The 22,280-nt window shown below is 36.6% G+C and carries 20 protein-coding genes, 2 tRNA genes and 1 pseudogene; 9 read left to right on the forward strand and 14 right to left on the reverse strand.

The window, feature by feature from the left end; genetic code table 11:
• The first annotated feature begins 232 nt into the window (after positions 1 to 232).
• Positions 233 to 2,482 (forward strand): DNA topoisomerase IV subunit A, encoded by a 2,250-nt coding sequence (gene parC / locus ACFIJS_RS03385; RefSeq protein WP_375649939.1) that lies wholly within the window; start codon positions 233 to 235, stop codon positions 2,480 to 2,482.
• A 459-nt stretch (positions 2,483 to 2,941) separates the two neighbouring features.
• Here parC and ACFIJS_RS03390 read toward each other — a convergent pair whose 3' ends face one another.
• From ACFIJS_RS03390 to rpe, 10 genes are all read right to left on the reverse strand, one after another.
• A complete protein-coding gene (locus ACFIJS_RS03390; RefSeq protein WP_375649942.1) occupies positions 2,942 to 4,198 on the reverse strand; it encodes a multidrug effflux MFS transporter in 1,257 nt (418 codons plus the stop codon).
• Between the two features lie 71 nt (positions 4,199 to 4,269).
• Entirely contained in the window at positions 4,270 to 4,602 is a 333-nt protein-coding gene (gene grxD / locus ACFIJS_RS03395) for a Grx4 family monothiol glutaredoxin (RefSeq protein ID WP_375649944.1), read from the reverse strand.
• A gap of 98 nt (positions 4,603 to 4,700) precedes the next feature.
• A complete protein-coding gene (locus tag ACFIJS_RS03400) occupies positions 4,701 to 4,934 on the reverse strand; it encodes a BolA/IbaG family iron-sulfur metabolism protein (protein WP_375649993.1) in 234 nt (77 codons plus the stop codon).
• Between the two features lie 60 nt (positions 4,935 to 4,994).
• Entirely contained in the window at positions 4,995 to 7,205 is a 2,211-nt protein-coding gene (purL, locus tag ACFIJS_RS03405) for a phosphoribosylformylglycinamidine synthase subunit PurL (RefSeq protein ID WP_375649946.1), read from the reverse strand.
• A gap of 293 nt (positions 7,206 to 7,498) precedes the next feature.
• The gene (purQ, locus tag ACFIJS_RS03410) at positions 7,499 to 8,170 is read right to left on the reverse strand and encodes a phosphoribosylformylglycinamidine synthase subunit PurQ (protein WP_375649949.1); all 672 of its coding nucleotides are present in this window, start codon (positions 8,168 to 8,170) and stop codon (positions 7,499 to 7,501) included.
• Positions 8,171 to 8,181: 11 nt separating this feature from the next.
• Complete coding sequence (gene purS / locus ACFIJS_RS03415) at positions 8,182 to 8,421, reverse strand: phosphoribosylformylglycinamidine synthase subunit PurS (RefSeq protein WP_375649952.1); 240 nt, start codon at positions 8,419 to 8,421, stop codon at positions 8,182 to 8,184.
• Between the two features lie 81 nt (positions 8,422 to 8,502).
• The gene (gene purC, locus ACFIJS_RS03420) at positions 8,503 to 9,267 is read right to left on the reverse strand and encodes a phosphoribosylaminoimidazolesuccinocarboxamide synthase (protein WP_375649995.1); all 765 of its coding nucleotides are present in this window, start codon (positions 9,265 to 9,267) and stop codon (positions 8,503 to 8,505) included.
• A gap of 174 nt (positions 9,268 to 9,441) precedes the next feature.
• A complete protein-coding gene (locus ACFIJS_RS03425) occupies positions 9,442 to 9,990 on the reverse strand; it encodes an RBBP9/YdeN family alpha/beta hydrolase (RefSeq protein WP_375649955.1) in 549 nt (182 codons plus the stop codon).
• A 67-nt stretch (positions 9,991 to 10,057) separates the two neighbouring features.
• Positions 10,058 to 11,365 (reverse strand): adenylosuccinate lyase, encoded by a 1,308-nt coding sequence (purB, locus tag ACFIJS_RS03430; protein WP_375649997.1) that lies wholly within the window; start codon positions 11,363 to 11,365, stop codon positions 10,058 to 10,060.
• Positions 11,365 to 12,051, reverse strand: coding sequence for a ribulose-phosphate 3-epimerase (rpe, locus tag ACFIJS_RS03435; RefSeq protein ID WP_375649957.1), 687 nt, complete (start codon positions 12,049 to 12,051; stop codon positions 11,365 to 11,367). The genes purB and rpe overlap by 1 nt, the downstream gene beginning before the upstream one ends.
• A 223-nt stretch (positions 12,052 to 12,274) precedes the next feature.
• Between rpe and ACFIJS_RS03440 the strand changes: the two genes are divergently transcribed.
• Both ACFIJS_RS03440 and dksA read left to right on the forward strand, forming a co-directional pair.
• Positions 12,275 to 12,730: a flavin reductase gene (locus tag ACFIJS_RS03440; protein ID WP_375649960.1), complete on the forward strand. Its 456-nt coding sequence runs from the start codon at positions 12,275 to 12,277 to the stop codon at positions 12,728 to 12,730.
• A 311-nt stretch (positions 12,731 to 13,041) separates the two neighbouring features.
• Positions 13,042 to 13,458 carry an RNA polymerase-binding protein DksA gene (gene dksA, locus ACFIJS_RS03445; protein WP_015856486.1) on the forward strand — a complete coding sequence of 139 codons (417 nt, stop codon included), beginning with the start codon at positions 13,042 to 13,044 and terminating at the stop codon, positions 13,456 to 13,458.
• A gap of 52 nt (positions 13,459 to 13,510) precedes the next feature.
• Here the strand turns inward: dksA and ACFIJS_RS03450 are convergent, their stop codons facing one another.
• The gene (locus tag ACFIJS_RS03450; protein WP_375649963.1) at positions 13,511 to 13,987 is read right to left on the reverse strand and encodes a hypothetical protein; all 477 of its coding nucleotides are present in this window, start codon (positions 13,985 to 13,987) and stop codon (positions 13,511 to 13,513) included.
• Positions 13,988 to 14,198: 211 nt separating this feature from the next.
• On the opposite strand from ACFIJS_RS03450, the gene ACFIJS_RS03455 reads away from it, so the two are divergent.
• Complete coding sequence (locus ACFIJS_RS03455) at positions 14,199 to 16,733, forward strand: response regulator (protein WP_375649965.1); 2,535 nt, start codon at positions 14,199 to 14,201, stop codon at positions 16,731 to 16,733.
• 284 nt (positions 16,734 to 17,017) lie between these two features.
• Here the strand turns inward: ACFIJS_RS03455 and purN are convergent, their stop codons facing one another.
• Both purN and purM read right to left on the reverse strand, forming a co-directional pair.
• A complete protein-coding gene (gene purN / locus ACFIJS_RS03460) occupies positions 17,018 to 17,629 on the reverse strand; it encodes a phosphoribosylglycinamide formyltransferase (RefSeq protein ID WP_375649967.1) in 612 nt (203 codons plus the stop codon).
• Complete coding sequence (gene purM, locus ACFIJS_RS03465) at positions 17,626 to 18,717, reverse strand: phosphoribosylformylglycinamidine cyclo-ligase (RefSeq protein ID WP_375649969.1); 1,092 nt, start codon at positions 18,715 to 18,717, stop codon at positions 17,626 to 17,628. The genes purN and purM overlap by 4 nt, the downstream gene beginning before the upstream one ends.
• Before the next feature lie 158 nt (positions 18,718 to 18,875).
• Between purM and ACFIJS_RS03470 the strand changes: the two genes are divergently transcribed.
• From ACFIJS_RS03470 to ACFIJS_RS03490, 5 genes are all read left to right on the forward strand, one after another.
• Positions 18,876 to 20,087: an AI-2E family transporter gene (locus ACFIJS_RS03470; protein ID WP_375649972.1), complete on the forward strand. Its 1,212-nt coding sequence runs from the start codon at positions 18,876 to 18,878 to the stop codon at positions 20,085 to 20,087.
• Positions 20,084 to 20,773: a DnaA regulatory inactivator HdaA gene (gene hdaA / locus ACFIJS_RS03475; RefSeq protein ID WP_375649974.1), complete on the forward strand. Its 690-nt coding sequence runs from the start codon at positions 20,084 to 20,086 to the stop codon at positions 20,771 to 20,773. Before ACFIJS_RS03470 ends, hdaA begins: the two co-directional genes overlap by 4 nt.
• Positions 20,774 to 21,471: 698 nt before the next feature.
• Positions 21,472 to 21,548, forward strand: a tRNA-Pro gene (locus tag ACFIJS_RS03480).
• A gap of 89 nt (positions 21,549 to 21,637) precedes the next feature.
• Positions 21,638 to 21,943, forward strand: coding sequence for an ETC complex I subunit (locus ACFIJS_RS03485; RefSeq protein ID WP_375649977.1), 306 nt, complete (start codon positions 21,638 to 21,640; stop codon positions 21,941 to 21,943).
• A 39-nt stretch (positions 21,944 to 21,982) separates the two neighbouring features.
• Positions 21,983 to 22,059, forward strand: a tRNA-Arg gene (locus ACFIJS_RS03490).
• 77 nt (positions 22,060 to 22,136) lie between these two features.
• Here ACFIJS_RS03490 and ACFIJS_RS03495 read toward each other — a convergent pair.
• Positions 22,137 to 22,280: pseudogene (locus ACFIJS_RS03495) on the reverse strand (integrase); the annotation flags it as partial.

A 22,280-nucleotide genomic window follows, 5' to 3' on the forward strand; every position in this document is an offset into this window, starting at 1 on the left:
GAGCCGTTAAATTATTGTCGGATTTGATAAAGCTTTCAATAAATTACTTAAAACAAGGGGAAAGGACATGTATAAATTTTTCAAATTGATATAATTTTCTGTTCATGTTCTAATTGCAGCGTTTGTTTTTATGTAATTGACTTTTAATAAAAAAGTCGACTCATAGAATATTTCATTAAATAAATCCTATAAAATAATTTCTTATTATTGTGGGAATTGTTGTTTTAATACTATGTCTGATAAAATGAAATTACCTTTTGATAAAGAACATATTGAACCAATAGAATTACGTTCTGCTTTACAGGAACGTTATTTGGCTTATGCACTTTCTACGATTACACACCGTGCATTGCCTGATGTACGTGATGGATTGAAGCCTGTCCACCGGCGGATTGTTCATGCGATGCGTCTTCTCAAACTAAATCCTGGACAGTCTTATGCGAAATGTGCCCGGATTGTCGGTGATGTCATGGGAAAATTTCATCCTCATGGGGATGCCTCTATTTATGATGCTTTGGTGCGCTTGGCTCAAAGTTTTGCTGTTCGTTATCCGTTGGTTGATGGGCAAGGCAATTTTGGTAATATTGATGGTGATAATGCTGCTGCTATGCGTTATACGGAAGCACGTATGACTGAAGTGGCTGCATTGTTACTTGAAGGAATTAATGAGAATGCTATTGATTTTCGTTTAACCTATAATGAGGAAGATGAAGAGCCGGTTGTTTTACCAGGAGCTTTCCCTAATCTTTTAGCAAATGGTTCTTCTGGTATTGCTGTTGGTATGGCAACGTCTATTCCACCCCATAATGTTGCTGAGCTTTGTGATGCAGCGCTTCATTTGATTGCGCACCCCGATGTAAATGATGAGGAATTAAATCAATTCGTTCTTGGTCCTGATTTTCCGACAGGGGGAATTTTAGTTGAGCCTAAAAAAAGTATTGAGGAATCCTATCGGGTTGGGCGTGGATTCTTTCGCTTGCGTTCACGTTGGCATCAGGAATCTGGTAGTCGTGGCTCTTATGTGATTGTTGTGACTGAAATTCCCTATCAGATTCAAAAGTCACGTCTTATTGAAAAAACAGCAGAGTTTTTGCTTGCACGGCGATTACCAATGCTTGAAGATATCCGAGATGAATCCGCAGAAGATATCAGAATCGTGCTGGTTCCTAAAAATCGTACGGTTGATCCTGAGCTCCTTATGGAGTCTCTTTTTAAATTGACTGATTTTGAAGTAAGATTTCCCCTTAATCTGAATGTTTTGTCTTTGGGAAAAATACCCAATGTTCTCTCTTTGCGTGAGAGTTTACAGCAATGGCTTGAACATCGTCAAGAAGTCCTTATTCGCCGCTCTCATTATCGGCTTGATCAAATTGATTGTCGATTAGAAATTCTTCATGGATATCTTATTGCCTATTTAAATCTCGATGAGGTTATTCAGATTATTCGTGAAGAGGATGAACCTAAAAAGCAGCTGATCAGTTGTTTTGAATTAACAGAAAATCAAGCTGAAGCTATCCTTAATATGCGCTTGCGTTCTTTGCGTAAGCTTGAGGAATTTGAAATTCGTAAAGAATTTGAAAATTTAAAAGCTGAAAAAGAAAAGCTACAGAATTTGTTAGCTTCTCCTATAAAACAATGGAAAATAATTTCAGAAGAAATCAAAAAAGTTCGAAACACTTTTGGTCCTGAAACACTTTTAGGGAAAAGACGTACGACATTTGAAGAGGCACCTAGACATGATCTTGATGATATTCAACAAGCGATGATCGAAAAAGAACCGATTACTATTGTTATTTCTGAAAAAGGATGGATGCGTGCTTTGAAGGGACATTTGAACGATTATAAAGCACTTTCTTTTAAAGAAGGAGACAGTTTAAAGTTAGCATTTCCAGCATTTACGACCGACAAGATTTTGTTGATAAGTACAGGGGGGAAGTTTTTTGCTATTGGTGCAAATAGTTTGCCTGGAGGGCGGGGACATGGTGAACCTATTCGTATTTTAGTTGATATGGATGATGAGCACGATGTTCTTACAGCTTTTGTGCATCACGCAGAGGAAAAATTTCTCTTGGTTTCATCTTACGGTAATGGTTTTATTGTTTCTTCTGCAGAAGTGATCGCCAATACACGAAAAGGAAAGCAAGTGATGAATGTAAAAGCCCCTGATAAGCTAAAGCTATGTGTTCAAGTAAATGGTGATCATGTTGCAGTGGTTGGTGAAAACCGTAAAATGCTTATTTTTTCTATTGAACAAATACCAGAAATGAATCGCGGTAAAGGTGTTCGTTTACAGCGTTATAAAGAAGGTGGTGTTGTTGATGCCAAGACTTTTAATTTATTAGAAGGTTTAAGTTGGCAAGATACAGCTGAACGAATTTTTAACCGTCAGGCGGATGATCTCGTTGAATGGATTGGAACGCGTGCAGGTGTCGGGCGTTTGGTTCCAAAAGGATTTCCAAAATCAGGAAAATTTATTAATTAAATGTATTTATAAATGAGAAAATTTCCTATGGTTTTACGATTGTGTAAGATATTAATTTATAATGATAATTTATTTTTTTATTGAAAGAAAAAACTAAAGCGTGAGTTTTTTCTTATTTCGATCTTGTTCAGGTTAAATCAATCAAAATTGTTTGTTTGCTTGTTATGAGATGAGAGACTAGTCCGTCTGTATAAAAAATATTGAATAAAAGAATAAAAATATTTTTTTAATAAACTGTTTCACATACAAGAGTTGTTGTAACAATAGGTATGTTTTTTTAACATTATACCATTTATGGGTGCTGTCGTGAAATGATTTGATATTTTGAGAGCTGTACCTTTAAACAAACAATGTGAATATTTAACACAAGAGCGTTCTATTTTGAGATGCTTTATTTTGTCTGATAGGTTTATCTCCTTATTTTTCAGAAGAGATGTTATTGATCTTTTGTAGTAATACTTATTCGTTAGGATTACTATGATATTGCCTAAAAAGATGACCACGTTCAGCCCATAAGACGAGAAGTATGGCAGTGAGACTCAGAAAGAAAAATCCTGCTGAGTTTGGGATGGTTGTCTCATCAAATTGTTGGGCAATAAAAAAGCTAAGTCCTGCACCAATAGATGTTTGAAGAAAGCCAGATACAGAAGAAGCTGTTCCAGCAATTTCTCCCACAGATTCGAGAGCGAGTGTATTGAAATTGGCCATAATGCCACCGCAGGCAAACATCAGTATACAGAATAATAGCATGTAAAAAGCAAAAGGAAGAATACCATCTGTTAAGATAGAGCCAATAAACCATACACATGAAGTGATACAGAAGAGCAAAAGCATAGTATGAGCAATTCGCCGCATTCCAAGGCGTCCAACGAGTTGAGAATTCATGAATGATGAGAAAGCCTGAAATGCAGCACCAATTGCAAAGGCAATAGGGAACCAAAGTCCTAGATTATAGATCCCTTCATACGTTTGTTGTGATGTATTAACAGCGGTAAAGATACAGCCTAAAATAATGGAAGTTGCTAGTGTATAGCAAAGTGTTGTGCGATTGGTTATTACAATCCATAAATTATGTTTGACTGAAGAAAAGGAAAGAGAGCGTTGCGCATAAAGAGTTTCAGGCAAGCGGAATTGAATCCAAATCATCAACCCGAAACCAATCATTGCCATGAAAATAAAAATATATTGCCAATGGCCGAGCAGTAAAATGATCTGTCCTGTTGCGGGACCAATCATTGGCGCAACAAGAAAAACCATCATAACAATAGACATAACTTCTGCCATTTTTCGACCGCTGTAAAGATCACGTACGACGGAAACTGTAAGAACCCGCATAGCAGCTCCTCCAATACCTTGCAAGATACGCAAAATAAGTAAGAGATAAAAATCAGTTACAAAGGCACAGCCAATCGCTGTAAATGAATAAAAAGCAAGCCCGAGAAGAATAAGTTTACGTCGTCCATATCTATCGCTTATTGGACCGAAAAATATTTGAGCAATACCATAGCTAATAAGATAACTTGAAATGATATAATGTTGATCATTTTCATTGAGAACATTTAAGCCGTCTAAAATATTAGGCATAGCTGGCAGCATAATATCAACAGCTATAGCGTTAATAGCCATAAGCGAAGCAATAAGAATAACAAATTCTTTATAGCCAATTTTGTTCTTAATCGCATCACTATGCGTTTGTTCATCGACTGAATATGACATATGGCATCCTTGAAATAAAAATTTCGTCTGAAAACAGCTCTTTTAAAGAGTCTGAATAAAATGAAAGATACCTATGATTGATTACAGGGAATATTTTTCTCTTTTAAAAGTTCCTGTAACTCATTGTTTTGAAACATCTCTTTAACAATATCACAGCCTCCGATAAATTCACCTTTGATATAAAGCTGTGGAATTGTTGGCCAATTTGAGTAATCTTTAATCCCTTGACGCAATTCGTTAGAATTTAAGATATTAATTCCTTTATAATTCAATCCTAAATAGTCAAGGATTTGAACAACTTGTCCTGAAAATCCGCATTGCGGAGCGTCAGGCGTTCCTTTCATGAATAAAATGACGTCGTTTGTTTTAATCTCGTTGTCAATAAAATCATGAACAGTGGTCATTTTTATCCCTCGATATTTCAGATTTTTATAAGTGTGTAATTTATACTCATACTGTTTTTAATCGTATTAAATGAGTGAATGCAAGAAGAAAATTTAGATTATTTTGGGATATTTGTTTGCAACATTAAGGCGTGAAGGTCATTTCCCATATTGCCTTTAAGGGCATCATAGACCATTTTATGTTGTTGAACACGGGTTTTACCACGAAAACTTTCAGAAATAACTTCTGCAGCATAATGTTCCCCATCTCCAGCAAGATCACGAATTGTTACAGTAGCATCAGGAATGCCTTTACGAATAAGTGTTTCAATTGCATGAGCACTCATTACCATCATTATTCTCCTATGTTATTCATTTTTTTATAAAGGCTGTTTAAGAGAAAAAAACAATTTTTACTCTTCATCCATAAATTGTGGAAACCAGTTTTCATAAGCTTTTGTGAGTTTGTCTACTGAAAGTGTTAATATCCCATCTATATTGAGAGAAGTTCCCTCAACTTGACCTAGCTCTGTTAAAGAAACTGTATTGATTTGTGCACGCTCTTTAAGACTATTGAGAGAGTGAGGTTTGACGGCTAAAAGATAACGTCCTTGGTCTTCTCCAAAAAGTTCTGCATGATGGGGTGATTTATTGCTTAACGTTACTTTGATTCCTTTACCTGCTTTAATCACCATTTCGGCAAGTGCTATCGCTAATCCTCCGTCAGAAATGTCATGAGCAGCATGAATAAAACCGCTATTAATAGCATCTCGAACAAATTGACCATGCTTTTTTTCAAGTTGTAAATCTACGGGGGGAGGGGCACCTGCATCAATATTTAAAATGTTACGTGTATAGATTGATTGTCCTAAATGAGAGCCGCAATTTCCTACTAAAACAAGAATATCTCCATTTTGCATACCACTTATTGTTACCATTTTAGACCAATCATTAAGAAGGCCTACACCAACAATTGTTGGGGTTGGAAGAATGGCTTCCCCATTTGTTTCGTTGTAAAGAGAAACATTGCCTGAAACGATAGGAAAATCGAGGACTCTACAAGCTTCTCCTATACCTTTAATAGCCAAAACCAGCTGTCCCATAATTTCAGGTTTTTCAGGGTTACCAAAATTGAGATTATCTGTAGCAGCCAGTGGTGTTGCACCTGTCGTACTAATATTTCGCCAGCATTCTGCGACAGCTTGTTTTCCTCCTTCATAAGGGTCTGCTTCACAATAGCGAGGTGTTACATCAGAAGAAAAAGCAAGAGCACGTTTGCTGTTGTTTCCTACACGGATAACGCCTGCATCACCTCCTGGACAAACAAGGCTATTTCCTTGGATAAGAGTATCATATTGTTCATAAACCCATCGCCGTGAACTTTGATCAGCAGAATTCAATAAGGCCAGAAGCGCATCACCAAGATTTTCAACTTTTTTGACGTCTTCTGCTTTCAAGGGTGTTTTTTTTGCTGGTGCACTCCAAGGACGATCATAAACAGGCGCTTCATCACCAAGCTCTTTGATGGGAAGATTGACAACTTCTTCCCCTTGATGAAATACACGAAAACGTAAATCATCGGTTGTTTTTCCAATGATAGAAAAATGTAGCCCCCACTTATGAAAAATTGCTTCTGCTTGCTTTTCTAGTTCTGGTTTAAGGACCATGAGCATACGCTCCTGACTTTCAGAAAGCATCATTTCATAGGCTGTCATGTTTTCTTCTCGAACAGGAACTGTATCGAGATTAAGCTGTATCCCTAAATTTCCTTTTGCACCCATTTCAACGGCAGAAGAGGTGAGTCCTGCTGCCCCCATATCTTGAATAGAAACCACGGCTCTAAGTTCCATGAGCTCTAAACATGCTTCAAGGAGACATTTTTCTGTAAAAGGATCACCTACTTGAACAGTTGGGCGTTTTTCACTGATTGAATCATCAAATTCAGCAGAAGCCATTGTTGCTCCACCGACACCATCACGTCCTGTTTTTGCACCAAGATAAACAACAGGGAGTCCAATACCTTGCGCTTTAGAATAAAAAAGGGTGTCTATCTTTGCAATACCGGCGACAAAAGCGTTAACAAGGATATTGCCATTATAACGCTTGTCAAAATTTACTTCTCCACCAACAGTTGGAACGCCAAAAGCATTGCTGTAACCACCAATTCCAGAAACAACACCAGAAACAAGATGGCGTGTTCGTGGGTGATCAGGAGCACCAAATCGCAATGCATTCATAGCAGCAACAGGACGGGCTCCCATTGTAAAGACATCACGTAAAATACCACCAACACCTGTCGCTGCACCTTGATAAGGTTCAATATAAGAAGGGTGGTTATGGCTTTCCATTTTGAAAACAACACATTGCCCTTCGCCAATATCGACAACACCAGCATTTTCACCAGGTCCTTGAATGACATATTTTCCTTCTGTCGGAAGAGTCTTTAACCATTTTTTAGATGATTTATAGGAACAATGTTCGTTCCACATTGCAGAAAAAATTCCTAGTTCAGTAAATGTTGGTTCTCTACCGATTAACGTCAGGATACGTTGATATTCATCCTCTTTTAGCCCGTGTTGTGCAATGAGCTCTGGTGTAATAGTGATGTTATTGCAAGGCTTCATGAGTATTTATCCGTTAAATTAATCAAAATTTAGCATTTTTATTTTTTTAATCTAGCAGCTTATATTATAAGCAATAATGTTGTTTAATAATAAAAATATTTATAGACAGTAAGTTGAAGATTTTGTTCGTTTGTTTGGTGGGATTTAAGACTAAAAATGGTATTAATAATTATGTGTTTAGAAAATAATATCGATTGTTGTTTATGAAGAGCTTTGTTCATAGATTTACGATGTAAGGAATGGTATAGATTCTTTTTTTTTTACAATCATGGAGCGCCAGTATTTTTGCAGCATCATCCATTTACTAACTCTAAAGTACTTTGAAAAAGTAAACGACCGTCAATACCTCCATGGGCGGGTTCAATAAAGTTTTCAGGGTGAGGCATCATACCAAGAATATTACCAGTTTTATTAACAATACCAGCAATATCTTTCATTGATCCGTTCGGGTTTGTATTTTCTGCATAGCGAAAAACAATTTGTTCATTGTCTTCCAATTGCCTTAATGTTTCACTATCAACAAAATAATTTCCATCGTGATGGGCAACAGGACAACGAATAATTTGTCCTTTAGAATAATATCGAGAAAATTTTGTCTTGGCGTTAACGACTTCAAGTTTGATTTCACGACAAACAAATTTTAAAGAGGCGTTACGCATTAAAGTCCCAGGTAATAATCCTGCTTCCAACAAAATTTGAAATCCATTACAGATACCTATTATTGTAGTACCTTCTTGTGCTTTTTCACGAATGGCTTTTAAGACGGGAGTTCGCGCTCCAATAGCACCACATCTTAAGTAGTCGCCATAGGAAAAACCACCAGGAATAATAATAACATCTACATCTGGAATTGTTGTTTCTGTTTGCCAAATTTTTAGTGGCTCAACTCCCGTTATATGATGTAATGCTGCAACCATATCTCGATCACGATTTAATCCAGGAAGTTGAATGATGGCAGTTCTCATGAGCGTTCCACTTAAAAAAGTTCGATTGTATAATTTTCAATGACAGTATTTGCGAGTAACTCTTCACACATTTGTTCAAGTTTTTTCTTTGCGGTTTCAGAAGGTAGATCATCAAGAACAATATCAAAAACCTTTCCTTGACGAATGGATTGAATGCCTTCGAAAGCTAAACTTTTTAAAGCACCGACAATTGCTTCTCCTTGTGGATCAAGAACGCTTTCTTTTAAAGTAACTGTAATGCGTGCTTTCATTTCTTTGCTTCCTGCTTGTTAAAAGAACCTCTCCTTTGAAGAGGGGTATTTATATAAGGTGATGTTTTTTTTACCTTGTTTTTACTTTACGAGAACGGGACCACTTGGTCGTGTTGGTTCGTTTTCATTCATAATACCAAGACGTTTGGCAACTTCTTGATAGGCATTAATAAGCCCACCCATATCACGACGAAAACGGTCTTTATCCATTTTTTCTTGTGTTTGCATATCCCATAGTCGTGCAGAATCAGGTGAGATTTCATCAGCAAGAACAATGCGCATTGTTTCATCTTCCCACAGGCGACCAAATTCCATTTTAAAATCAATTAATTGGATGTTAACACCGGCAAAAATCCCAGAAAGAAAATCATTAATACGAATTGAAAGTTGCATGATATCTTCTATCTCTTGTGGGACAGCCCACCCAAAAGCTGTGATATGTTCTTCCGTTACCATAGGATCATCGAGAGAATCATTTTTATAGTAGAACTCAATGATGGATTGCGGAAGCGGGGTTCCTTCTTCCAGTCCCAAACGTTTAGCAAGAGAGCCTGCAGCAACATTGCGAACTACAACTTCCAACGGAATGATTTCTACTGCTTTAATAAGCTGTTCGCGCATGTTTATACGTTTGATAAAATGTGTTGGGATTCCCAAACGTCCAAGATGGCTAAAGATATATTCCGAAATTCGGTTGTTTAAAACCCCTTTTCCGTCGATAATTTCATGTTTTTTTGCATTAAAGGCAGTTGCATCATCTTTAAAAAATTGAATATAAGTTCCTGGTTCAGGTCCTTCATATAAAATTTTAGCCTTGCCTTCATAAATACGGTGGCGACGATTCATCATGATTCTCTATTTATCTTGAGAGGTTTTTAATAACATTGATAAATGATACTATCCTAATTGATAGAATTTCTCAACGATATTGCTATGATACTTTTATAATTTTTGTCATTACACGTTTACCCAAAGGTAAAGATACATTAAGCGATGAGAAAGAAGATTCCCTCTTTTGGATCAAATTTTTGCAAGAAAGTGAGAGAGGACCATAAGCCCTTCAGGCCAAGGTCCGTGTCCGGATTCTGCGTTAATATGGCCAGAATACCCAGCATCAACAAAGAGGGAACCCCAATCATTGGCAATTTTTTCTGCTACTGAAAATTGACAAAATTCATCGTTGCGACTGGCTATGACAATAGAAGGAAAAGGCAGCTTTTGCCGATGGTAGGGGCCAAATGTCATTAAATGTTTGGGACGTATTTTCTCATTGGCTACATCTGGAGGTGCAACAAAGAAAGCGCCACAGACTTTTTCTGTATTTTGTATAGTTGCATGAATAGCGCTGGGAACTCCTAATGAATGAGCAATAAGCATAACAGGCCTTTGAGCTTTTGCGATGGCGGTTTTAACTTTGTTAACCCACTCTTCACAAACAGGCTTTGACCAATGGAGTTGTTCAATGCGGCGGGCTGTCGACAATTTTTTTTCCCAGCGTGTTTGCCAGTGATCTGGACCAGACCCTTTGTAGCCAGGAACAATAAGAATATCGAGTTGATTTGCTTTCATGAATTGTTTTCTTTGTTACAGCAGTTTTTGATCATAGGTGGAATAGATTTGAGTTTTCTATGTCGCTTTATTGTTCTTCAAAAACACGTTTAAAAATCGTATTGATATGTTTGGTATGGTAAGAAAGATCAAATTTTTCGCGAAGTTCTTCTTCACTTAAAGCTTTGGTAACATCTTTGTCGTTGAGAAGTTCTTCTAAAAAATCTTTTCCTTGTTCCCAAACTTTCATCGCATTTCGTTGTACAATCCGATAAGAATCTTCACGACTGATTCCTGCTTGCGTGAGTGCTAAAAGCACCCGTTGTGAGTGAACAAGACCGCGGAATTTATTAAGATTTTTTTGCATATTTTCTGGATAGACAATGAGATTTTCAATAACAGATGTGAGGCGAGAAAGAGCAAAATCAAGTGTAATAGTCGCATCTGGAGCAATATAACGCTCAACAGATGAATGGGAAATATCACGTTCATGCCAAAGTGCAACATTTTCCATAGCTGGGAGTGCAAATGCACGTACTATGCGGGCTAATCCAGTTAAATTTTCTGTTAAAACTGGATTACGTTTATGAGGCATCGCCGATGAACCTTTTTGCCCAGGTGAGAAATGTTCCTCTGCTTCAAGAACTTCTGTTCGTTGTAAATGGCGTATTTCTATCGCTAGCCTTTCAATAGAGGAAGCAATAACACCAAGTGTTGCAAAAAACATAGCATGACGATCTCTTGGTATTACTTGGGTGGAAACCGGTTCAGCACGCATTCCTAGGGCTTTTGCTACATGTTCTTCAACGCGTGGATCGATATTTGCAAAAGTTCCTACAGCTCCTGAAATCGCGCAAGTAGAAATTTCTTCTCGTGCTGCAAGAAGACGTTTGCGACAACGGGAAAATTCAGCGTATGCAAGAGCAAATTTGATTCCAAATGTTGTCGGTTCAGCATGAATGCCATGACTCCGCCCAATGGTGATTGTCTCTTTATGCTCAAAAGCACGTCTTTTTAATGCTTCAAGAAGTTGATCTATATCCTCTAGCAAAATATCACTAGCACGCATCAATTGAATGTTCAGCGTTGTATCGAGAACATCAGATGATGTCATGCCTTGGTGGATAAAACGTGCTGCTGGTCCAATGAATTCAGCTAGGTGGGTCAGAAATGCGATAACATCATGTTTGGTAATTGCTTCAATTTCATCAATGCGATTGACATCAAATTTAGCAGCTGTCCCCTTTTCCCAAATGACTTTGGCGGCTTCTTTCGGAATAATTCCTAAGTGAGCAAGGGCATCACAGGCATGGGCTTCAATTTCAAACCAAATACGATATTTTGTTTCGGGAGACCAAATTGTTACCATTGCAGGGCGGGAATAACGTGCGATCATCATTTTTTTCCTTGTTGTGAGAGGATTGCGGCTTGGCGCAATGCATTAATACGTGTTTTGTAAAGCTCTTTATTTCCGTTTTTATAAATTGCAGAGCCTGCGACAAATACATTTGCACCAGCTTTTGCAGCTATCCCAATTGTATCAACGGAGATACCACCATCAACTTCAAGATCAATAGGGCGGTTTGCAATCATGCTTTTAACGCGCTTAATTTTATCTTTTATTTCTGGAATAAAACTTTGTCCACCAAAACCGGGATTGACCGTCATGATGAGAATGAGATCTAATTGATCAAGCAAATATTCAAGTACATGTTCAGGGGTACTTGGATTGAGTGCAATTCCTGCTTTTTTCCCCATTTTTTTGATTGTTTGTAATGAACGATGAAGATGTGGACTTGCTTCAGCATGAATGGTTATAGTATCTGAACCCGCTTTTGCAAAAGCCTCCAAATAAGGGTCTACTGGTGCGATCATAAGGTGGACATCAAATATTGCTTTGGTTAATGGGCGCAGAGCCTTGACGATTTCAGGACCAAAGGTGATGTTAGGAACAAAGTGCCCATCCATGATATCAAGATGAAGCCAATCTGCACCAGCATCAACAACATCTAACATTTCTTGTCCAAGTTTAGAAAAATCAGAAGCCAAAAGTGAAGGCGAAATGAGATGAGAATGGGGCATTAAAATCTCCTTGATTGGCTGTTTTTATCATATCGCTGTGTATACACAAATATCTTTTGTGTTATGACGGAAAAGAAAAATATGCATTATAGGTCTTTGTTATGGAAAGATCGCTTGAAATTTTAAAGCTTTATAAGTGAAAGATATGTCGAATCATAAAACATATTTGATGCCTGAACTTCAACATAATATTGCGGTTTCTTCCTAAGAATATCGAGATGCCATGAGTCTTTTTGCAGGAGCTGTGCATATTGTGACAACAAATGGCATTAAGGGAAGACGCGGGGTGACTGTTTCGGCGTGTTGTTCTTTATCTGATAATCCTCCAACCCTTCTTGTTTGTCTCATGCGCCATAATTTAAAGAATCAGGTGTTTATGGAGAATGGAAATTTTTGTGTTAATAGCTTGGCAGGAAAACATCGTCCATTAGCGGATGTTTTTTCGAGGCGTTGCACTTCTACACAAAATGAGCGTTTTGATGTTGCTCAATGGGGAGCTTTGCAAACGGGGGCCCCTAGTCTTTCAGACGCTTTAGCGTCATTTGATTGCCGTTTGATTTGTTGGCACGAACACGCAACCCATTGTGTTTTGATTGGTGAGGTTGTTGCAATCAACTGTAATAAAGAAAAAGATGCTTTGATGTATTTGAAACGTGAATATCACACTTTGCCTTTATAAAAATTTTATTTTTTTGCATTGATGAAATGATTTATTGTTGCTTCATTTAGATTTTAAATAATGAGAAAGTAGGGGATGGATGGCTCTGATATCTGATAGATTTCCTTCTTTTTGAAGTTTCTCAATAAGCGAGAAAAATGATTCTGGATGAGATTTAATCAAGAATCTAACCTACATAAAAAAGTGCTCAAACCTAAACAGTACATTTAGACATATTTGTAGATTGTTATGAAAAAACATTTTACTCTTGTGTTGATGGGTATTGCGCAATATATAGACCGCACATAGCATATGTGGAGGTTTTTTATTGCATGAGCGAAGAGATTGATGGTCAATATCGCCCTAGTGAAGATGAGCCTTTTATGAATGAGCGGCAAAAGGCGTATTTTCGTGCTAAATTGGTTTCTTGGAAGAATGATATATTAAAAGAAGCTCGTGAGACTTTAGAAAATTTGCAGGAAGAGAATGTTGGTCAACCCGATTTGACTGATAGGGCTTCTTGTGAAACGGATCGTACAATCGAATTACGTGCTCGTGATCGTCAGAGGAAACTTATTTCAAAAATAGATGCTGCTTTAGAGCGCATTGATAATGGGACATATGGTTTTTGTGAAGAAACCGGCGAACCCATTAGTATAAAGCGTCTTGAGGCTCGGCCGATAGCCGTTTTGTCATTGGAAGCGCAAGAACGTCACGAACGACGTGAAAGAGTTTATCGCGATGATTAAGGTCATTGAAATGATAAACAAACGAAATTCGTGGTGATAAAATTGTATATTTTTATTTTTGAGGGGTAGGAATGAATAAAGATGGTTCTTGCCGCCCCTCAATTTCGGCGGTGATTGCTGAATCTTTTACCGCTTCACTCGTAAAAGAAGAGGGACTTTTATCCGATATCCCGTTTTTTTCTATAGGGGCGGAATTTGGATGTGTGTGTGTTTCTCTCTTTTGTATTTTGGATGTACTGGTAATATCGGATTCTACAACTACATCTGTTAATCCGCCAATAAGAAGCAAATATTCTTTCTCATCGCAACGGACTAAAACAAGGCGGCGTGCTCGATCTATAGAAATTACTTCACATAATGCTAATCGTGATAGACTTTTTTTTCCATTAATGTTGAATCTTCTCATACTTAAACGACGTAAAAACAAGATAATTATGGTAATAGCCACGATTGTTATTATAAAAAACAAAAAGCTTATCGTTATTTTCGCAGCAGATACACCTATTTGCTCTGATAACCAGATATACATAGATTTTCTCCCATTTTTGTGTGAAAATATCGTTTTTATCGAGATAAATTTATAAATACACCTTTAAAAGGTTCACTTAAATACAAGAAATAAACTTTTTAACATTAAGTGAGCTTTCTTAGAAAGATAATATCATAGTATATACTTTATAACAATGAATATAAAGGAAGTTTTGTGATATAAGAAACAGCTAAATCTAAGGCAATAAGAGATGGATAAAGGTTTTGATAATAATGAAAGATCAGCGTCTTCTGTTCATCGAAGAGTTGTAATTTTTAGTGTTGTTTTTATATTAGTTTTTCTTTTCATTGTGGGTATTTTAGGCTTTTTTTATCCACAAAGCTATTTACAAAAGGCTATATTGATATCTTTTTTGAGTCTAGCAATTATCGGCGTTACAACACTTGTTTTGTGTGGAATGGGAATTTTAAGATACCATGTGTGGTTGCATGAAGATTTTGATTTTAGCATCTTTAATAGGAGCGATGATGCAATTGTAATCTCTGATCTTTCTGGTTTTGTTTATTATTCTAATCAAAACTATCAAAAAATTCTAACCTATAAGCCTGAAGTGTCTTGTTATATGGTTATTGCTGATCTTCCAGGAGCTGGTGCACTTTCATATCGCTTAAAGGTTGCGGCCTGTAATAATCTTGCAGCGCAAGAGGAATTAAGAGTAGAACAACCAATTTTTACCGATTCTACACCAAAAAAATCTGTTTGGTATAATATTTCCGTTCAACCTATCACAAAACAGAAAAAAAAGCTTTTATTTTGGCGTATTGCTGATATTTCGCATTTACAACAAATGCGAGAAGTTTTTTTCTCGAACCTCCAAGAGGCTATCAATCACTTGGATCAAGCTCCTATTGGTTTTGTATCAGTTAATACACAAGGAACTATTCTTTATGCCAATGCGGTTTTTGCCGAATGGTTTTCAATTGATTTAGCGAATTTCTTAATTGGTCAATATAATTTTGATTCGCTATTTGATAGCGTTGGTGCTAAGAGCTCGTGGAGTGATATCTGTTTGCAAACAAACAGATATCAAAGTTCAGGTTACTCTTTACCTTATAGGTTTTCGTTATGTTTAAATTCACAGACGACTTGTGAGAAAATATTCCATTGTCTTATATCTGTTTCTTCTCTCTTAGAAGAGGAATCCATTTATCGTATTGTAATCATTCCACAACAAATACAAAAAGAAGAGGACAATCAATTAAAATTACCTAGTATATTAGAAGAATATTTTGATGCGAGTCCTTTTGCAATAGCTGTGGTGGATCATGAAGGGCAATTGGTTCATATGAATAAAGCTTTTTCATCACTTACGGGATGTATGGACAAAGCTGTCAATTTCTATGATGTTATTTCTCGTTGTGATTGTGTGCAGTTAGAGCGTTCTTTTCAGAGAATTGCGACAAATAAAAATTATTTTGTTTCTCTAGAAACTGTTTTAGAAAAAAATGAAGAATGCCATTTACGACTCCATATTATGTCTGTACTGCCCTATCATGGTGATGCATTGCAAGATTTGTTTATTATCTCTGTGATTGAAACAACCGAACAAAAAACGCTTGAAGATAAAATGATGCAAAGTCAGAAGATGCAAGCTGTTGGACAATTGGCTGGCGGCATTGCTCATGATTTTAATAATGTTTTAACAGCAATTTTAATGTCGTGTGATCTTCTTTTAAATACGCATCGTAGTTCTGATCCTGCTCATGCTGATCTGATCAATATTAAAAATAATGCTAATCGTGCAGCTGCTCTTGTACAGCAATTATTAGCTTTTTCTAGAAAGCAAACACTTCGACCTGAAGAAGTTGATTTTACTGAATTTTTATCGGATATTCGCAATCTTATTTTACCACTTTTGGGGAATAATATTCAATTAAAAATTATCCATGGAAGAGATTTGTGGAGCGTTGAAGTTGATCAAGCATCTTTTCAGCGTGTTATTATGAATTTAGTTATTAATGCGCGTGATGCCATGTTAGATGGAGGTATTGTTACGATTGCAACAAACAATATTACAAAGCAACAAAGTGCTGAGTTTAATCATCTTGGTTTAGCAATTGGTGAGTATGTGCAATTGACTATTTCAGATACAGGGGCTGGTATATCTTCTGCTATACAAGAAAAAATGTTTGAGCCATTTTTTACAACAAAAGAAGTTGGAAAAGGAACAGGACTTGGTTTATCAATGGTTTATGGAATTATCAAGCAGAGCGGTGGGTACATTTATTGTGAAAGTAAGGAAGGTGAAGGAGCAACATTTCATATTTTTCTTCCCCGTTATATCCCTAATATAAAAGGAGAAATTTCTCAAAAGATTGAAAAAGATGAAGAGAAAGATAAAAATATAGACTTAACAGGATCTGCGACTGTTTTATTGGTTGAAGATGAAGATGCAGTCAGAATGGGGGGGGTAAGAGCTCTTCAAATGAGAGGATATAGGGTTTTGGAGGCAGCGAGTGGGGTGGAAGCACTCTCTATTCTTGAGGAACAAAAAGGAGCTGTTGATATTATTGTTTCCGATGTAGTGATGCCAGAAATGGACGGGCCCACTTTATTGAAGGAAGTACGTAAAAACTATCCTGATATCAAATTTCTTTTCGTTTCTGGATATGCAAAAGATGCTTTTGCTAAAAATCTTCCACAAAATGCTGTTTTTGGTTTTTTATCTAAACCTTTTACACTCAAACAGTTAGCTCTAACAGTTAAAAGAACGCTTCTGTCATGAGACAAAAATTTATGCAATAGAAAAATTGCGTATTTTAAGATTTTTTAGGTGAAATACGAGAGTATTTTGATAAATAGAGCTTGTGATAATGTCATAGAACTGAATAAAGAAGAAGAGTTTTGAAATTTAACTAAAATTCAAAAAAATCACACATTTTGCACAAAAATTTATGAAGAGATAGACTCTATTATGTCAACATTTCATAGAGATTTTCAATTATAGATATTGAGCACAAACTATGTGTAAAACATTGAAAAATGCTGATTAATAGATTACTGATACACTTAAAAGGATAAAAGCTGTTGTTGCATATCTACCATTTTGCTCTTCCCTTCAATAAATGCTTTTACGGCTTCAGGGTAGAGCTTATGCTCTGCTTGAAGAACTCTTTGTGCTAAGCCCTCAGCAGTATCATGAGGATAGACTGGAACGGCTGCTTGGGCGAGGATTTTTCCTGCATCCATGTCTTCTGTGACAAGGTGAACAGTGCAACCTGTGATTTTTACGCCTGCTTGTAAAGCTTTTTCATGTGTGTTTAAGCCTTTAAATGAAGGCAAAAGAGAAGGATGAATGTTTAAAATTCGTCCTTCGTAAAGTTTTACAAAACGTGGTGAGATAAGGCGCATATACCCTGCAAAGCAGAGAAAATCCGGTTTATATTGATCTAAAATCGTAAAAATACTTTCTTCATGCTCTTCTTTTGTTTTGTAAATTTTGCGATCAACAATATGAATAGGTAAGTTATGGTTTTGCGCCTTTTCAATACCGTTTGCACGCGGATTATCGCAAATAACTGCGACGACTTCAGCAGGATATTCCTTTTGTTGACTAGCTTGAGCAAGGGCGACCATATTGGATCCATTACCAGAAATGAAAACGACGATTTGTTTTTTCATAAATGCAGTACCCCTTTATAAAGTATTCCTTTATTTTGATCTTGGCGTTTTGTTAAAATGCCAAGGGGAGTTACAGTCTCCCCTTTTCTTTCAAGAGCTTGCGTAATTTTTTCAGCTGCATGCTGTGCTACGATAATGATCATGCCAATACCACAATTAAATGTTCTTAACATTTCTGTTTCTTCTATTTTACCTTGTTTGGCAATCCATGAAAATACTGCTGGAACATTGATGGTAGAAAGATTAATTTCAGCGCAGAGAGAAGATGGAACGACACGTGGAATATTTTCAGGAAAGCCTCCACCCGTAATATGAGCAAGAGCTTTAATCCCTTCGTATTTTCGCATGAGGGGAAGAAGCGATTTTACATAAATGCGTGTTGGTGTAAGAAGTGCTATACCAAGGCTGTTTTCGGGGGCAAAAGGGGCAGGGGCATTCCATTTGAGATAATTTTGCTGGACGATTCGTCGAACAAGCGAAAAGCCATTGGAATGAATTCCAGAGGCGCTTAAACCTAATATAATATCACCTTCTGTCAAATCTTTTGAAGGGAGTAGCTTGCTGCGTTCGCATGCTCCTACAGCAAAACCGGCTAGATCATAATCTCCTTTTGCATACATTCCTGGCATTTCTGCAGTTTCTCCTCCAATAAGAGCAGCACCGGCTTGTTTACATCCTTCAGCAATACCAGAAACAATTACAGCACCTTGTTCAGGGTCAAGCTTTCCAGTTGCAAAATAATCCAGAAAAAAGAGAGGTTCAGCCCCTTGTACGAGTAAATCATTGACACACATAGCTACAAGATCAATACCTACAGTGTTATGGTGACCTACTTCAATGGCAATTTTTAATTTTGTTCCCACACCATCATTGGCTGCTACTAGGATAGGATCCATAAAACCAGCTGCTTTTAAATCAAAAAGTCCACCAAAACCGCCAATTTCTGCATCTGCTCCGGCTCGTTTTGTCGCGCGTATAAAGGGTTTAATTTTTTCTACCATGGCATTACCCATATCGATGTTTACACCGGCTTTTGCGTAGGTAAGACTAACTTTGGATTTATTATTTGTAAGATCTTGATTGCTCATTGGAGCCTTCCTTTAGTGGAAAATCAGGTTTTGATATTATGCAATGCCATGATAGAGTTCTCTCTGCAAGAGATATTGATAAGAAAATAAGCAACTTTACTTGTACCTTATTTTGAAGGTGTTTATAATTTTTTGTGAAGAATTTTTTAGGATATTTTATGAGCAAGATATCAGATAATCACGGACAGTCTTCTTGGCAACTTATGAGAAAGAAAGTGAGTGAGAATACATCTCGTGATCGTTATAAGACTTATGTGCCAGCGTACACTCAATTACCGTTGCCGAATAATATGAAAAGGCAAATCTTTTTTTGGCTTGGTACGCTGATTTTTTTCATTCTTTTTATGTTTGTTTTTGGATCGATTTTGCTTCCTTTTGTGGCAGGGATTGTGTTGGCTTATTTTCTCAATCCCATTGTTCAATTACTTGAAAAATTTGGTATTCGTCGTGTGTTTGGGACTGTCCTCATTACCTTATTTATTGTTATTACCTTTGTTGCTGCTTTAGTTATTTTGATTCCTGTTATTAGTTGGCAAATACAGCAATTTATGAGTGATGGTTTACCTGTTTATATTAATCGTATTCAAACCTTTTTTGTTGAGCATGATTTTGATTGGATAAGGCGCTATTTTGGAAGTGATCCAAATGAATTACGGAATAATATTAAAGTATTTTTGGGAGAAGGTTCGGATTTTATTACGTCTCTTTTGAATTCACTTTTAAAGTCAGGAAAATCTATCGTTAATATCGTTAGCCTATTTGTTGTGGCACCTGTGGTGGCATTTTATATGTTATTAGATTGGCCACGTATGGTAACAGCTATCGATTCGTTAATACCGCGTGATCACCTTGAAACCGTTCGTAGTATTTTTCATGAAATGGATAGAGCTATTGCAGGCTTTGTTCGTGGACAAGGAACAGTTTGTCTTATATTGGGAGGCTATTATGCTATTGGTTTAACGATTACAGGACTCAATTTTGGTCTTTTGATTGGTATGTTTATTGGTCTTATTAGCTTTGTTCCTTATATCGGTACAATGAGTGGTTTGGTCCTTTCTGTTGGTATTGCATGGGTCCAGTTTTATCCCAATAATTGGGGGGGAATCATCGTTGTGATGGCACTTTTTTTAATTGGCCAATTTATTGAAGGTTATATTCTTCAGCCCAAACTTGTAGGTTCATCAGTGGGATTACATCCCGTATGGTTGATGTTTTCACTTTTTGCTTTTTCTTCACTCTTTGGTTTTACTGGTATGCTTGTTGCTGTTCCTGCGGCAGCCGCTGTTGGCGTTTTAGTTCGTTTTGCTCTTCATACTTATCTTAGTTCTCAGATGTATTCGCGAAAGGGAAATTCGGAGCCGCTAAAATGAATGGGCGTGAAACGCAATTATCTTTAAATTTTCCTTATGATCCGATTTTTCAATTTGAGGATTTAGTGGTAACGGAAAGCAATCGTATGACTTTTCAGCTTATTGATCACTGGCCCAATTGGAGCTTACCTATTGCAGTTTTGGTTGGGAAAGAAGGATCTGGAAAAACGCACTTTTCTAATATATGGCTCCAAAAAGCAGATGCTTTCAGGATTCAGCACGATGAAATTGATCAGGCTGTTCCTATGGCTTCTTTAGGCAGATCATTTTTAATAGAGGATATTGATGCAGGTAAAATTAATGAGACAAAACTTTTTCATTTAATTAACAGTATTAAGCAAGCAAATCTTGATGCACACCAAGCTACGTTATTGATGACGGCACGAACACTTCCTTCCGCTTGGAATTTAAAGTTAAATGATCTAAAAAGTCGTCTTAATTCGGTGATGTTCGTTGAAATTAATCAGCCTGATGATGCATTGTTAACAGCTGTTGCATTTAAGCTTTTTTCCGATAGGCAACTTATTGTACATCCAGATACGGTTTATTATCTTGTAAGTCGTTGTGAACGTTCTTTATTTTCATTGAAGCGTGTTATTGATTCTGTTGATCAGTTGGCATTACAAAGAAAAAGAAAAATAACACGTGCTGTTATTGCTGAAGTTTTGAATAGAAGAAATCCATAAACACTCCTTATCATGGCTTACTTATTCTTTCCTTCTATTATCGTTTCAATATGTGGAAAGACAAGTCATTTAAATTTTCTTCTTTTTTGATATCTGTTAAAAATAGTGTTTTTTACTTTTTTCATGTGTTTATTTTAAATAGCTTTGAGATTTTATTGTATGATGTTGAATTCTTTCTATCTTCGCATTTGAAAATTTTTCTAAAAGAGTGCTTTATTTATAATGAAAATTTTGTGCTTTGAAAAAATGGTTGTTGTTTATGGATTTGGATTGTAGAAGATTCGAGAATTTTTAATAAAATAGTCTTCTGGAAGATAGAAAAAGAGGGGAAAAAGCTTAATACAGCTGAATTTTTTGGCTTATGTTCTCTTTAGAAAAGTTTTTCTATGATATTTAAGTTGTTTTTTCTAAAATTATATCTGTAGAATGCATTTTGATACAGTAAGAGCTTGCTTAAAGCAGAATAAAAACTATGAAATCCTTATAGGAAAATTCATTGTTTTTTTAATATAGATTGGATTTTTTTACGGAGGTTATTTTCTATTATTATTTCAATAAGTCTGTTATTGAGTAGGGGAAAAAATTTAAAAATGTGTTTTTTTGTAAAGAAATGCAACAAAGTTAAAAAAAAGTGTGTTTTTCTCTTGCACTTCTGTTGTGAAAATTTTAGGAAATGTGCATCAAGTAAATGTAAATGGCGGAGCGTAGCGCAGCCTGGTAGCGCACCTGATTTGGGATCAGGGGGTCGTAGGTTCGAATCCTATCGCTCCGACCATATTTGATTGAGTGTGTGAGAATGACCCAATTAGGTACGTGTGGTGAGAAACTATCATTCAAGCGTTATGTAATCTGAAGGAAAAAGGCATGATCGCACGTATTTATAGTCCTGCTAAGACAGCTATGCAGTCAGGTAAGGGGAATACAGATTTTTGGATTCTAGAGTATGAGCCGGTGAAAGCAAAAATGCTTGAACCTCTTATGGGGTACACGGCAACGTCTGATATGAATAATCAGGTAAGGATCCGATTTAATAGGAAGGAAGAAGCGATTGCTTTTGCGCATAAGAATGCTATCTCTTACCGCGTAGAAAAGAAACATACGTCGATTCGACGTGCTATTTCTTATTCTGATAATTTTCGCAGTGATCGGCAGCACTCTTGGACACATTGAATTCAAGATGCTATTTTGAATTGAGAAAATAATCAGTTAGGTCCCGTAGCTCAGCTGGATAGAGCAACGGCCTTCTAAGCCGTGGGTCACAGGTTCGAATCCTGTCGGGATCGCCAAGTTTAAATAAAATCAATAGGTTATATAAAAGTTCGGGCATTTTGAGTCTATTGATTCTTTTGACTTATTTTTATGTCTATCCCGAACCTTTTTGTAGCTTTTTTATTGCTTCTATTGCTAATCGTTTTCTATCTGCTGTTTTAGTATAAAGGGATGCCATTTTATCTTCTGTCCAGCCAAAAAGCGCTTTCATTTGCGAAACTGTCGCACCAGCATTGGC

Source organism: Bartonella sp. OT172YNZD (genome assembly GCF_042193725.1).
GTDB lineage: Bacteria > Pseudomonadota > Alphaproteobacteria > Rhizobiales > Rhizobiaceae > Bartonella > Bartonella grahamii_A.